The 12194-nt window shown below is 68.1% G+C and carries 12 protein-coding genes; 2 read left to right on the forward strand and 10 right to left on the reverse strand.

What is annotated here, in order from left to right:
• Positions 1–17: 17 nt before the first annotated feature.
• Together AC3A6B_RS21385 and AC3A6B_RS21390 are read right to left on the reverse strand one after the other, a co-directional pair.
• Positions 18–1931 (reverse strand): iron-containing redox enzyme family protein, encoded by a 1914-nt coding sequence (locus AC3A6B_RS21385; protein WP_487838658.1) that lies wholly within the window; start codon positions 1929–1931, stop codon positions 18–20.
• A gap of 3 nt (positions 1932–1934) precedes the next feature.
• Positions 1935–2846 carry a fatty acid desaturase gene (locus tag AC3A6B_RS21390; RefSeq protein ID WP_487838687.1) on the reverse strand — a complete coding sequence of 304 codons (912 nt, stop codon included), beginning with the start codon at positions 2844–2846 and terminating at the stop codon, positions 1935–1937.
• Between the two features lie 224 nt (positions 2847–3070).
• Here AC3A6B_RS21390 and AC3A6B_RS21395 point away from each other — a divergent pair, with 224 nt between their 5' ends.
• Complete coding sequence (locus tag AC3A6B_RS21395; protein WP_487838659.1) at positions 3071–3841, forward strand: SDR family oxidoreductase; 771 nt, start codon at positions 3071–3073, stop codon at positions 3839–3841.
• Between the two features lie 10 nt (positions 3842–3851).
• Here the strand turns inward: AC3A6B_RS21395 and AC3A6B_RS21400 are convergent, their stop codons facing one another.
• The 6 genes from AC3A6B_RS21400 to AC3A6B_RS21425 all read right to left on the reverse strand — a co-directional run bounded on the left by AC3A6B_RS21400 (position 3852) and on the right by AC3A6B_RS21425 (position 10463).
• Positions 3852–4742, reverse strand: a complete 891-nt coding sequence (locus AC3A6B_RS21400) for a M48 family metallopeptidase (protein ID WP_487838660.1) — start codon at positions 4740–4742, stop codon at positions 3852–3854.
• 9 nt (positions 4743–4751) lie between these two features.
• A complete protein-coding gene (locus tag AC3A6B_RS21405) occupies positions 4752–5507 on the reverse strand; it encodes a lysophospholipid acyltransferase family protein (RefSeq protein WP_487838661.1) in 756 nt (251 codons plus the stop codon).
• Complete coding sequence (gene gmhB, locus AC3A6B_RS21410) at positions 5507–6088, reverse strand: D-glycero-beta-D-manno-heptose 1,7-bisphosphate 7-phosphatase (protein WP_487838662.1); 582 nt, start codon at positions 6086–6088, stop codon at positions 5507–5509. The genes AC3A6B_RS21405 and gmhB overlap by 1 nt, the downstream gene beginning before the upstream one ends.
• A gap of 10 nt (positions 6089–6098) precedes the next feature.
• On the reverse strand, positions 6099–8249 hold the full coding sequence (gene glyS, locus AC3A6B_RS21415) for a glycine--tRNA ligase subunit beta (protein ID WP_487838663.1): 2151 nt from the start codon (positions 8247–8249) through the stop codon (positions 6099–6101).
• A 3-nt stretch (positions 8250–8252) separates the two neighbouring features.
• On the reverse strand, positions 8253–9158 hold the full coding sequence (gene glyQ / locus AC3A6B_RS21420; protein ID WP_214696286.1) for a glycine--tRNA ligase subunit alpha: 906 nt from the start codon (positions 9156–9158) through the stop codon (positions 8253–8255).
• Between the two features lie 234 nt (positions 9159–9392).
• Complete coding sequence (locus tag AC3A6B_RS21425) at positions 9393–10463, reverse strand: asparaginase (RefSeq protein ID WP_487838664.1); 1071 nt, start codon at positions 10461–10463, stop codon at positions 9393–9395.
• Between the two features lie 184 nt (positions 10464–10647).
• Between AC3A6B_RS21425 and AC3A6B_RS21430 the strand changes: the two genes are divergently transcribed.
• The gene (locus AC3A6B_RS21430) at positions 10648–11328 is read left to right on the forward strand and encodes a TetR family transcriptional regulator C-terminal domain-containing protein (RefSeq protein ID WP_487838665.1); all 681 of its coding nucleotides are present in this window, start codon (positions 10648–10650) and stop codon (positions 11326–11328) included.
• Here the strand turns inward: AC3A6B_RS21430 and AC3A6B_RS21435 are convergent.
• Positions 11325–11525, reverse strand: a complete 201-nt coding sequence (locus AC3A6B_RS21435; protein ID WP_487838666.1) for a DUF6494 family protein — start codon at positions 11523–11525, stop codon at positions 11325–11327. The two genes, AC3A6B_RS21430 and AC3A6B_RS21435, sit on opposite strands and share 4 nt — an antisense overlap.
• A gap of 19 nt (positions 11526–11544) precedes the next feature.
• Positions 11545–12189, reverse strand: coding sequence for a 2OG-Fe(II) oxygenase family protein (locus AC3A6B_RS21440; protein WP_487838667.1), 645 nt, complete (start codon positions 12187–12189; stop codon positions 11545–11547).
• Between the last annotated feature and the right edge of the window lie 5 nt (positions 12190–12194).

Genomic DNA, 12194 nt, shown 5'->3' on the forward strand with positions numbered 1-12194 from the left:
CGCCTGCCCGGTGCTGCTCAGGGAGAAACGCGCTCCGTGACGTGCTGGAACTGCATCAGGTAGAGCGCCGCCGTGTGGCGCGCGGTGTCGACGATCCGGCGCGCCGCCCTGCCTCCGCCGTCGAGTGCCATCGCCATCTCGACCGCAGCCAGCCAGCGGTTGAGGTGGTTCTCGTCGTTGTGGCCGTGGTACTCGAGGAAACGGAAGGCCTCGGGCGGCAGCTTCAGCCCGGCCTTGATCAGCGGCAGCAGCGCCGGCACGATGCGCTGCCCGGTGCCTTCGATGACGTAGATCGCGCCCAGGAGGCCGATCGGGTTGCGCGTCGCAGCCAGGCCATGCAGGTAGGCGTTGAGCGCTTCGCCGCCGGGGTTGCGCCGCAGCGCATCGATGTCCGCGATGCTGCCGCCGGCCTTGCGGTAGTCGTTGAACAGGATCATGAAGTCGTCCTGCTCCTCGCCGGCATGCACGCCGATCAGCGCGGCCAGCGCTTGGTAGGGATCGGCCAGCGAGGCGGCGCCTTCACGCATCCACTTGCTGCCTTCGCGGACCTGGGGAATCCAGTTCTCCATCCAGTTCAGGTAGTCCGGCAGCGCGAAGCGGCGTTCGCGGATCTGCCGCACCAGCGGCGTGCGCCAGACGCGCGAGCGGTAGTCGTGCCAGATTGAAGCCAGTTCGGTGAGCAGTTCGCCCAGGCCCTCCGGCGCGGCCGCCGGGTCGTGCGGGGGCGCAATGACTTCGGTCGACGCCTCGGCCGCCGCCTCTGCGCGAAGCGGCGCAGGCGCAGCGGCAGCAGCGGCGCCGGCCTCCTCGACCTCGAACAGCATGTACGCCGCCATGAAACGGCCCGACTCGGGCACGTAGCAGAAGATCTGCTCGCCGGCCTTCAGGGTCTTGGTCTGCAGGAACTCGGCCAGCATGATCATGATCGAGGCGGCGCCGGTGTTGCCGCGCCAGGCCAGATTGCTGTACCAGCGCTCGCGCGGAATGGCGAGGCCGGCCTTCTGCATCAGGTCGTCCACCACCGGGATGAACTTCTCCGACGAGTAGTGGCACAGGAAATGGTCGACCCGCGACGGATCGAGCCAGCCCTCGCGCACCAGCCCCGCGTATTCGTGGATGCCGATGTCGAACAGGTGCGGCAAGAGGCGGATGTCCTGCCTGAGCGACAAGGCACCCGCAGCCTCGGCCTCGTCCCAGGAGCCGAAGTCCAGGTGGCCGCGCGCGCGATCCTCGGTCAGGCCCAGCTGCATGCACACGGGATAGTCGCCGGAGAAGGCGCGCTGATGGATCCACTTGAGGCGCAAGCGCAGGCCCGGCGCGCCGGCCAGCGCCGGTGCGCCGTCGGACAGCAGCAGCGCACCGGCGCCGTCGGACAGCATCCAGCGCAGGAAATGCGAGTCGAAGTCGGTGTCGTAACCGCGCGCTGCGAAGCGCGAGCGCTTGAACAGGCGCGAAGGCATCTCGCTCGCCACCGCCAGCGCAGAGCGATGCGCGCCGAGCTCCACGCCCTGCGCCGCCGACTGGATCGCCGACACGCCCGCCGCGCAGATGCCGTGCACCGACAGCGTTTCCATCGGCGGCGCGGCGAGCTCGCCTTGGATCATGTTGGCGAAGCCCGGCATCAGCACATCGCCGCCCGAGGAGCCGCTGGCCAGCAGCGACACGCGCGACAGCTCGGCTGCGCCCTGCTGGAGGCAGTGGCGGATCGCACCGGCCGCGAGCTGCGCGTTGGTGTGCACGGTGCGGCCCTCGGCGTCGATCGCGTAGTAGCGCTCGCGGATGCCGTTCTCGGCCAGGATGCGCCGCTTGATGCGCTCCGACATCCGGTTGAGCGGCGCGATGTAGGCATCCATGTGCTCGTTGGACACCGGCTCGCCGGGCATGAAGTAGCCGGCACTTTCGAGATAGACGCGTTGGAATGAGACGGGCATGGATCAGGGCTGTGGAGGGGAATTCGGAGACATCAGCGAGCGGCTGCGAAAGCGCGGCACGAGCGCACCCAGGACGAACACGCGCGCCATGTACGGAACCAGTCCGCGCTCGTTGAGTGCCGGGTCGACACGCGCGCGATAGCGATCGCGGTGCAGCCGGGAAAGCGCCGTCCAGTGCACCTTCGAGTTCTCGTGGTGCGCCGTGTGCAGGCCGATGTTGAAAAGAAGCGGATTGACCAGCCCTTCGAAGTTGCGCGCGTAGTCGAGCAAGCCGCCTTCCGGCCGCGGCCGGCCGTCCGCATGCGCGTGCTGCAGGTAGTTGGTGGCCAGCAGCCAGTGCAGGCCATGCAGCTGCGGCAGGATGACGAACAGCAGCGCCTTCTGCCAATCGAGCGCCAGCAGCGCGGCCCAGCTGCCGAGCCAAAGCACATACTGCGCCATGCAGTAGCGCCAGGCGCCCGGCCAGTGGCGCCGCAACCGGCCCAGCCAAATCACAAACATCGGGTAGAGCACGGCCGCAGCCTGCAGTGGATGCAGAAGGTAGCCCGGCAGGTGATTGGTGTCGCCGCCGAAGCGATAGGTGCGCGCAGCGTCCTGCGGTCCGTGCCGGTGGCGATGGTGATTGGCCACGTGCGCCGGCCAGAACACGAAGGTCGGATGGCCCTGCAGCAGGGTCAACCAGCCATCGGTGAATCGGTTCGCCCAGCGGCCGCGCCACATACGCAGATGCGCATGGTTGTGATGGATCACGCCGACGCCCAGCGTGAGAAACAGCATCAGACCGTAGAGCAGCCAATTGAAGCCGTGCATCCATTGCCAGGCCGCCAGCGCGGGCAGCGCGCCGAGATAGGCCAGGCTTTGCCAGTCGCGCCAATGGCGCAGGCGGGCGAACCGAAAGTGCTCGGGCGCGTTCATTGCGCCGACGAAGGATTTGGAGATCACGCGCTGGACCGACGAAGAGGGAGAACTGGCCTTGCCGACCGTTGTCGGTGCGGGTGCGGTCGGATTATGAAGTGACAAAACGAAACCGCGCTTGGCAGGTCCCCCGGTCGCGCAGCAAGGCGGTGTCTGGCGCCAAGGTGACGCGAATCGCCGGCACGCCGTACTAAGCTGTGCCGCATCCTCAGGAGACATAACGCATGGACACCACCCGACTCTTTTCGCTCGAGGGCCGCAGCGCCCTCATCACCGGCGGCTCGCGCGGCATCGGCCGCATGATCGCCGAAGGCTTCCTGGCGCAGGGCGCCCGCGTCTACATCTCGGCGCGCAAGGCCGCCGCCTGCGACCAGACGGCCAAGGAACTCTCGGCCTTCGGCCATTGCGTCTCGCTGCCGGCCGACGTGTCGACGCTGGCGGGGGCGCAAGCGCTGGTCGACGCGTATTCGAAGCACGAAGACACGCTCGACATCCTGGTCAACAACGCCGGTGCCGCCTGGGGCGCGCCCTACGAGGAGTTTCCCGAGAGCGGCTGGGACAAGGTGGTCGACCTCAACCTCAAGACGCCCTTCTTCCTGACCCAGGCGCTGACGCCGATGCTCAAGAAGGCGGCAACCGACCACCTGGCGAAGGTCATCAACATCGCCTCGATCGACGGCATCTCGGTCAATCCGCAAGAAACCTACTCCTACGCGGCCAGCAAGGCCGGGCTGATCCAGCTCACGCGCCGCATGGCGCTGCGGCTTGCGCAGGACCGCATCGTCGTGAGCGCGATCGCGCCGGGCGCCTTCGCCTCCGACATGAACAAGGTCGCGCGCGACCACGGGGACGAGATCAAGGGGCGCATTCCGGCCGGCCGGATCGGCGAGCCGGAGGACATGGCGGGTGCGGCGATCTACCTCGCGTCGCGGGCCGGAGACTACGTGATGGGCTCGACGCTGGTCGTCGATGGCGGCGTGACGCACGCACGCTGATGGCGCCGGTTCACCATTTCGGAACCGGCTGCTCCTTGAGCTGCTGCCGCAGCGCGCCGTAGTCCGGCACCACGCTTTCCACCGTTTCCCAGAAGCGCGGGCTGTGGTCCATCACGCGCAGGTGGCTCAGTTCGTGCGCCACCACGTAGTCGATCACCGACATCTTGAAGTGCACCAGCCGCCAGTGCAGCCGGATCGCGCCGTCGGCGCTGGCGCTGCCCCAGCGCGTGGAAGCGTTCGACAGCGCCAGCTTGCGCCAGGCCACGCCGAGGCGGGGCGCGAAGTGGTCGAGCCGTTCGGTGAAGACACGCCGCGCCTGACGCATCAGCCAGGCTTGCGCGGCATCGCGGATCTGGGCCGGATTGGCGTTGTTCGCCAGCGCGAGGCGCAGCGTGTGCGGCTCGACGCCCGCCCCCGCATCGAGCATGGCGCCGATGCCGTCGAAGGCATGGTGCGGATCGAGCCGCACCACCACCGGCTCGCCGAGAAAGGGAAAGTTGACGCCGTCCTTCCACTCGATGCGCGCCGCTTCGAGCTGCGCATGGCGCTGCTGCGTCTCGGACAGCTTGCGCAGGATCCAGTCGGCCTTCTCCTTCACTGCGGCGTCGACGTCGCGCAGCGCCACCCAGCGCGGCGCGCGCACCGAAAGCCCCTCGGCGCCGACCACGAATCCGATGGTGCGCCGCTTGCCGCGCGTGAACTCATAGGCCACGCGAGCGTGGCCCAGCACCAGCTCACGCGTGGCGCGCGGATGGACGAAGCTGGCCGGGCTCATCGCATCGGCCAGCGGGATCGCCGGCGGGAAGACGGTGCCCGCCGGCGCCTGCTCGACGACAGGCGGGGGCGCAGGCGGCGCAGGCTCGTCGAACAGGTCGAGCGTGAACTGCAGCAGGCTGCGCATGGCCGGGCCTCAGGCCGAAACCGTCTCGATCGAGACGTAGGCCTCGGGGTCGAGCCGGCGCATCTCGCCCTCGATCCAGGCCTCGACTTCGCGCATCAGCTCGTCGGGCCGGCGCCCGACGCTCGAAATGGCCGGGCCGATCGAGACATCGACCACGCCCGGGCGCTTGATGAAGGCCTTGCGCGGCCAGACCTTGGCCGAGGTCACGGCGATCGGGACCACCGGCACGCCGGTCTCGCACGCGAGCCGCGTGCCGCCGGTCTTGTAGACGCCCTGCCGGCCGCGCGGAATGCGCGTGCCTTCGGGAAACATGATGATCCAGATGCCCTGCGCCAACAGCTCGCGGCCGCGCGCGACGACCTTGTTGAAAGCCTGCGTGCGCTGGCTGCGGTCGATGTGGATCATGTCGAGCCGGGCCATGGCCCAGCCGAAGAAGGGCACGTAGATCAGCTCCCTCTTGAACACGAAGGCCAGCGGGTGCGGCATCAGCGTGGGCATCAGGAAGGTCTCGAAGGTCGACTGGTGCTTGACCAGCAGCACGCAGCCGGCGAGCTTGTCCTGTGGCAGGTTCTCCATGCCGCTCACGCGCGTCTTGATGCCCAGCAGCAGCCGCGCGCCGCCGATGGCCCAGCCGAGCCAGCGCACGGCCATCCAGTACAGCGGGATGCCGCGCTTCCAGAGCGAGCTGACCACCATGATGATGCCCCAGGGGATCACAGTGACGAGCATCCACAGCGCGTGGACGACGGATCGAAGAAAGGCCATCAGACAGCCACCTGCAGGGCGGCCTGCTGCTCTTCGCGTTCCAGCAGGAAGTCGACGAAGGCCGCCAGGTCGTCGTGCACCTTGGTGTTCGGCGGGTACTCGGGCGGCAACGGCGTCACGCCGCGGCAGGCCGCACCCATGCCGGTCAAGAGCAGGTGCGGCTCGCAGCCGGCGGCCGCGCCGGCCTGCATGTCGCGCAGGCTGTCGCCCGCGACCGGCACGTTGGCCAGGTCGACGCCGTAGCGCTCGCCGATCTGGAGGAACAGGCCCGGCTTGGGCTTGCGGCACTCGCAGCCCTCGTCGGGGCTGTGCGGGCAATAGAACACCGCATCGACGCGGCCGCCGACGGCCGCCAGCATCTTGTGCATCTTGGCGTGCATGGCGTTGAGCGAAGCCATGTCGAACAGTCCGCGCCCGAGCCCGGACTGGTTGGAGGCGATCACGACATGCCAGCCCGCGTGGTTGAGCCGCGCGACCGCCTCGAGCGCGCCCGGCAGCGGCGTCCACTCGATGTCGCTCTTGACGAAGTCCTCACGATGCACGTTGAGGGTGCCGTTGCGGTCGAGGATGACGATTTTCATGGCGTACCGATCAGGTGGCGAGGCGCTCGAGCTGCGCCACGCGGTTCATCGCCGCATGCAGCAGCATCAGGAGGCCCAGGCGGTTGAGGCGCAGGTCGGACTGGTCGGCATTGACCATCACGCCGTCGAAGAAGGCATCGACCGGCTCGCGCAGTGCGGCCAGGGTTTGCAGCGAAGCGGTGTAGTCGCCGGCGTCGAACTGCGCATTGGCGACAGGCACGACCTCCTGCATCGCTGCATGGAGCGCCTTCTCGGCCGGCTCCTGCAGCAGCAGCGCGCTCACGTGCGCATCGGCTTCCGGCGACTTCTTCAGGATGTTGCCGATGCGCTTGTTGGCCGCGGCCAGCGCCGGGGCTTCGGGCAACGCGGCGAAGGCGCGCACGGCGGCGAGCAGCTTCGGCACTTCGCCGAGGCGCTGGGGCTGGGGCGCCAGCACGGCATCGACCTCTTGGGCGCTGGCGCCCTGCTCGCGCAGGCTGCCGGCCAGGCGGTCGTAGAGGAAGGCTTCGAGCGCTTCGGTCGGGTCGGCGAGCGCGGTTTCGCCTGCCTTCGGCGCGAAGGCGGCGAAGGACTGGCCGAGCAAGGCGCGCAGGTCGAGCGGCAGCCGGCGCTCGATCAGCATGCGGATCACGCCCAGCGCATGACGGCGCAGCGCGAAGGGATCGCGGTCGCCGGTGGGCAGGTTGCCGATGCCGAACATGCCCACCAGAGTCTCGAGCTTGTCGGCCAGCGCGACCACGATGCCGACGGGGTTGCGCGGCAGCTCGTCGCCCGCGAAGCGCGGCTTGTAGTGGTCTTCGACCGCGTCGGCCACCGCGGGCTCGAGCCCGTCGTGCAGCGCGTAGTAGCGGCCCATGGTGCCTTGCAGCTCGGGGAACTCGCCCACCATGTCGGTCACCAGGTCGGCCTTGGCCAGCTGTGCCGCCTGCACCGCGTGCGGCGCCAGCGTGCTGTCGTGCGACGCGGCGCCCAGCTGCTCGCCGATGGCGTGCGCGATGCGCATCACGCGCTGCACGCGTTCGCCCTGGGTGCCGAGCTTGTTGTGATAGACCACCTTGGCCAGCGACTCGACGCGCGAGGCCAGCGACTTCTTGCGGTCCTGGTCGAAGAAGAACTTGGCATCGGCCAGCCGCGGGCGCACCACGCGCTCGTTGCCGCCGATCACCGCGCTGGCGTCGTCGGGCCGGATGTTGCTGACCACCAGGAACTTGTGGGTGAGCCGGCCCGCGGCGTCGAGCAGCGGAAAGTATTTCTGATTGGCCTTCATCGTGAGGATGAGGCACTCCTGCGGCACGTCGAGGAACTCGCGCTCGAACTCGCACACCAGCACGTTCGGGCGCTCGACCAGGGCCGTGACCTCGTCGAGCAGCGCATCGTCGTCGATCGGCTGCGAGCCGGTGCCGACCGTCAACGCCGCCTCGGCGAGCTGGCGGGCGATCTCGAAGCGGCGGGCCTCGAAGCCCGCGATCACGGCGCCTTCGTCGGCCAGCTGCACCGCATAGCTGTTGGCATCGCGCAGCACGATCGGATCGACTTGCGCCTCGAAGCGGTGGCCGCGCGTTTCGCGTCCGGCTCGGAGGCCCAGCGCCTCGACCGGGACCACCGTGTCGCCGTGCAGCGCCACCAGCCCGTGCGCCGGACGCACGAAGCTCACGCTGCTCCAGCCGGGCAGCTCGCAGCCGGTCTCGAGCTGGTAGCTCATGACCTTGGGGATCGGCAACTTGGCGATGCTCTCGGCCAGCGCCTTCTGCAGGCCCTCAGAGAGCGTCGCGCCCCTGGCCGTGCTTTCGAAGAACAGCGCCTCGGCCTTGCCGTCCATCGCGCGCTTCAGGCCGGGCACGGCCGAGGCGTCGGCGCCCAGCGCGGTCAGGCGCTTGAGCAGCGCCGGGCTGGCGTTGCCCGAGGCATCGAGCCCCACCGCCACCGGCATGAGCTTCTGCGAGACCGCGCGGTCGGCGGCCAGGCCCAGCACGTTCGTGAGGTGCGCCGCGAGGCGCCTCGGCGAGGCGTAGGCGGTGAGCACCGAGCCGGCATTGGCCAGGCCCTGGGCCACCAGCTGGTCGCGCAGCACGGAAGCGAAGGCGTCGCCGAGCTTCTTCAGCGCCTTGGGGGGAAGTTCCTCGACGAAAAGTTCGACGAGCAGGTTGTTCTTGGAAGTCATCGATCAGGCCGCCTTCTTCGAGATCTCAGCGACCCATTCGCGCGGCGCCATCGGGAATCCGAGCCGTTCGCGGCTTTCGTAGTAGCTCTGCGCGACGCTGCGCGCGAGGTTGCGGATGCGGCCGATGTAGGCCGCGCGCTCGGTCACGCTGATTGCGCCGCGCGCATCCAGCAGGTTGAAGCTGTGGGCCGCCTTGAGCACCTGCTCGTAGGCCGGTAGCGCAAGCTTCTGTTCCATCAGGTGCTTGGCCTGCTTCTCGTGCGCGGCGAAGGCAGTGAACAGGAAGTCGGCGTCGCTGTGCTCGAAGTTGTAGGTCGATTGCTCGACCTCGTTCTGGTGGTACACGTCGCCATAGCTGATGCCGGGCGCCCACTCCAGCTCGTAGATGCTTTCCTTGCCCTGCAGGTACATGGCGAGCCGCTCCAGCCCGTAGGTGATCTCGCCGGTGATCGGCCTGCAGTCGATGCCGCCGACCTGCTGGAAGTAGGTGAACTGCGTCACCTCCATGCCGTTGAGCCAGACCTCCCAGCCCAGGCCCCAGGCGCCAAGCGTCGGATTCTCCCAATCGTCCTCGACGAAGCGGATGTCGTTCTTCTTGAGATCGAAGCCCAGCGCTTCGAGCGAGCCGAGGTAGAGCTCGAGGATGTTGCTCGGCGCCGGCTTCAGCACCACCTGGTACTGGTAGTAGTGCTGCAGGCGGTTCGGATTCTCGCCGTAGCGGCCGTCCTTGGGGCGGCGGCTCGGCTGCACATAGGCGGCCTTCCAGGGCTCGGGGCCGAGGGCGCGCAGGAAGGTGGCGGTGTGCGAGGTGCCGGCACCCACCTCCATGTCGTAGGGCTGCAGCAGCGCGCAACCCTGGGCGTCCCAGTAGGACTGAAGCTTGAGGATGATTTGTTGGAAGGTCAGCATGGTGGGCCTGGTGGCCGGTCGGAAGCGGGCGGCCTCCAACGCGACGAGTGGGCCATTTTAAGAGCGCCCAGACGCAGGAACGGCCGCAGGGCTTGCGCCGCTGCGGCCGGTCAAGGTGCATGCCGCTTCAAGAGGTGAAGTCGGCCGCCGCCGGGCCGCCCCAAGGCGGCCGAGCCTCCCCCTCGGGGGGTGGCGAATTACACGCAGCGAAGCGAAGTGAAAAGCCGGGGGGCCTCAGTACTCCCAGAAGATGCGTTGCAGTTGCTTGGGGTCGTTGGTCTTCGTGAGCGCCACCATCGCCAGGATGCGCGCCTTCTGCGGCTTCAGGTCGTGCGCGGCCACCCAGTCGTACTTGTCGTCGGGCTGCTCGGCATTGCGGATCACGAAGCCGTCGGACACGCGCGAGCTGCGGATGATCTGCACGCCGTCGCCGCGCAGCTTCTGCAGCACCGGCACGATGCGGTCGGCCACCGAGCCGTTGCCGGTGCCGGCGTGGATCAGCGCCTTCACGCCGCTCTTGGCCAGCGCGTCGATCGCGGTGGCAGGCACGCTGCCGTAGCCGTAGACGATGTCGACCGCGGGCAGCGCCGTGATCTCGTCGATGTTGAACTCCGACTGCATCGTGTGGCGCTTGACCGGCGCCCGGAACCAGTAGTTCTTGCCCTCGACGATCATTCCCAGCGGACCCCACTGGCTCTTGAAGGCCTCGGTCTTGATGTTGACGACCTTGCTGACGTCGCGGCCGCTCTGGATCTCATCGTTCATCGTCACCAGCACGCCCTTGCCTCCGGCGTCCTTGCTGGCGGCGACGTTGACGGCGTCGAACAGGTTCAACGCGCCGTCGGCCGAGAGCGCGGTGCCCGGGCGCATCGAGCCGACCACGATGATCGGCTTGGCGGTGCGCACCACTAGGCTCAGGAAGTAGGCGGTTTCCTCCAGCGTGTCGGTGCCGTGGGTGATCACGATGCCGTCGACGTCGGCCTGCTTCGACAAGGCCGAGACGCGCTTGGCCAGCACCATCAGGTTGTCGTTGGTGAAGCTTTCCGAGGCGATCTGGAACACCTGCTCGCCGCGCACGTTGGCGACCTTGGAAATCTCGGGTAGGCCGGCGATCAGCTTGTCGACCGGCACCTTGGCGGCCGCATAGGTGGCGCTGTTGACGGCCGAGGCGCCGGCGCCGGCGATGGTGCCGCCGGTCGCGAGGATCACGACGTTGGGCAAGGCCTGCTGGGCGTGTGCGATGGCACTGGCGGCGAGCAGCGCAGCGGTGGCCGCGAAGGTGCGGAAACGGGGGGCGAAGAACATGGGAGCTCCTGTTGGGATGTGACTAATTTCACGAAGCGGCGAGACGATACAGGAAGCGTGCCATGGCGTCACAGGCCTGAAATGCCTTGTGTGCATGCGTCGATGCAGGCGGCCCGGCAGCGTGCCGCGGGCGAGATCGGACCGAAGCGCTACCATCGCCAAGGCGGCACAGCCCGCCCAAGCGATGACGACCCCGACCCTTTCCCCCGCGCCCGTGGTGGCGCAACAGATGCCGGCGCCCGACGGCCCGCTGTCGCGCGCACGGCCGGGGCGCGAACGCATCCTGGCCGCGATCCGCGGCGCGGCCATCGCCGAATTCAGCCTGCACGGGCTCAAGGGCACCTCGACCCAGGCGATCGCGGCGCGCGCCGGCCTCACCAAGCCCCAGCTGCACTACTACATCGCCGGCAAGGAAGAGCTCTACGAAGAGCTGCTGATGCAGGTGCTGCACGACTGGAAGGTGGTGTTTTCCTTCGAGGAGCATGCCAACGACCCGGGCGCCGTGCTGGGCGACTACATTCGCAAGAAACTCGACCACGCCTTCGACAACCCCGAGATCTCGCGCATCTTCACGCGCGAAGTGCTCGACGGCGGCCGCAACCTCGAGCGCTACTGGCCCAACGCGCAGGCCTGGACGCAAAAGAAGGTCGACATCATCAACGGCTGGATCGCGCGCGGGCAGATGCGGCCGCTGGACGCGCGCCTGCTCTTGATGCACATCTGGGCCATGACCCAGAGCTACGCCGACTACGCGCTGCAGACGCGCGTCATGCTGGGGCTGCCGCCGGATGCGCCGATCGAGCGCGAGCCGATCGCGCGCGAGCTGGTGGCCTTCGTGCTGGGCGGCTGCGGGATCAAGGCCTAGCGCAGCTTGATGTCGCCGTCGAACCCGACCTTGAGCCCCAGCGCCGGGATCTCCAGGGTCATGGTGGCGGCAAAGGTCTCGGCGCCGGTACCGGCGGCAACGGCCTTCGCCACCGCCTGCTCGATCTCGCGCTGCGAGCTGACGCCGACCATCTTGAGGAACTTGCGAATGCTGAGGTTGAGTGTCTCGTCGTCCATCGGGATCTCCTGGCTGGTGCTACCAGAGCGGCTTGCTCATCTGCTGCGTGAACGAAGAGAACATCACGTTGAAGCTGACGCTGATGCGTTCTTCCTCGCTCGGATTGGCATCGACCGAGTGTTCCAGGAAGGAGGGGAACATCAGAAGCGCTCCGTTGCGCACCTTGACCACCACCTGGTCGGTGTTGTCCGCCGTCAACTCCACGACCGGTGGCCTGATGACGGCGGCCTGCCTTCTCGGGTCGTGAAAGTTGATGGCGTCGGCGCCCGGTGGGGTGTGCACGTAGTAGACGCCGCTCAGGAAATTGTTGGGGTGGCTGTGAATCTTGTGCGCGGCGCCCTTGGCCAGAACGGTGGCCCAGCAGGCCGTGATCTCGAAGGCGGCATCGCCGACGCGCAGAAATCGCAGGATGCTCGCGGCGCCGCGACGAATACACGAAACCAGGTCGCCAAAGTCCTCGCGATCATGCAGCGCCTGCCCCGACTGCCAACCGCGGCCGGCTTCCAGCGGCGGCAGTCCGCGCCGCATGTCGGCCAGCGCGGAGAGGATGTTTCGCCCCAGCGCATCGCGCAAGCCGGCCTCGATCTGGATTTTCCAGACCAGGCTGGGAAACATCGGAATGACGTCCGAGGCTTCCATCCAGCGATTCCTTTCCTTGGTCATGGCCG

Source organism: Variovorax sp. Soil_C_33, assembly GCF_057656935.1.

Coding starts and splice junctions, on each gene's coding strand:
- AC3A6B_RS21385 (WP_487838658.1), bottom strand. CDS start 1,931: ATGCCCGTCTCATTCCAACGCGTCTATCTCGAAAGTGCCGGCTACTTC.
- AC3A6B_RS21390 (WP_487838687.1), bottom strand. CDS start 2,846: ATGAACGCGCCCGAGCACTTTCGGTTCGCCCGCCTGCGCCATTGGCGC.
- AC3A6B_RS21395 (WP_487838659.1), top strand. CDS start 3,071: ATGGACACCACCCGACTCTTTTCGCTCGAGGGCCGCAGCGCCCTCATC.
- AC3A6B_RS21400 (WP_487838660.1), bottom strand. CDS start 4,742: ATGCGCAGCCTGCTGCAGTTCACGCTCGACCTGTTCGACGAGCCTGCG.
- AC3A6B_RS21405 (WP_487838661.1), bottom strand. CDS start 5,507: ATGGCCTTTCTTCGATCCGTCGTCCACGCGCTGTGGATGCTCGTCACT.
- gmhB (WP_487838662.1), bottom strand. CDS start 6,088: ATGAAAATCGTCATCCTCGACCGCAACGGCACCCTCAACGTGCATCGT.
- glyS (WP_487838663.1), bottom strand. CDS start 8,249: ATGACTTCCAAGAACAACCTGCTCGTCGAACTTTTCGTCGAGGAACTT.
- glyQ (WP_214696286.1), bottom strand. CDS start 9,158: ATGCTGACCTTCCAACAAATCATCCTCAAGCTTCAGTCCTACTGGGAC.
- AC3A6B_RS21425 (WP_487838664.1), bottom strand. CDS start 10,463: ATGTTCTTCGCCCCCCGTTTCCGCACCTTCGCGGCCACCGCTGCGCTG.
- AC3A6B_RS21430 (WP_487838665.1), top strand. CDS start 10,648: ATGACGACCCCGACCCTTTCCCCCGCGCCCGTGGTGGCGCAACAGATG.
- AC3A6B_RS21435 (WP_487838666.1), bottom strand. CDS start 11,525: ATGGACGACGAGACACTCAACCTCAGCATTCGCAAGTTCCTCAAGATG.
- AC3A6B_RS21440 (WP_487838667.1), bottom strand. CDS start 12,189: ATGACCAAGGAAAGGAATCGCTGGATGGAAGCCTCGGACGTCATTCCG.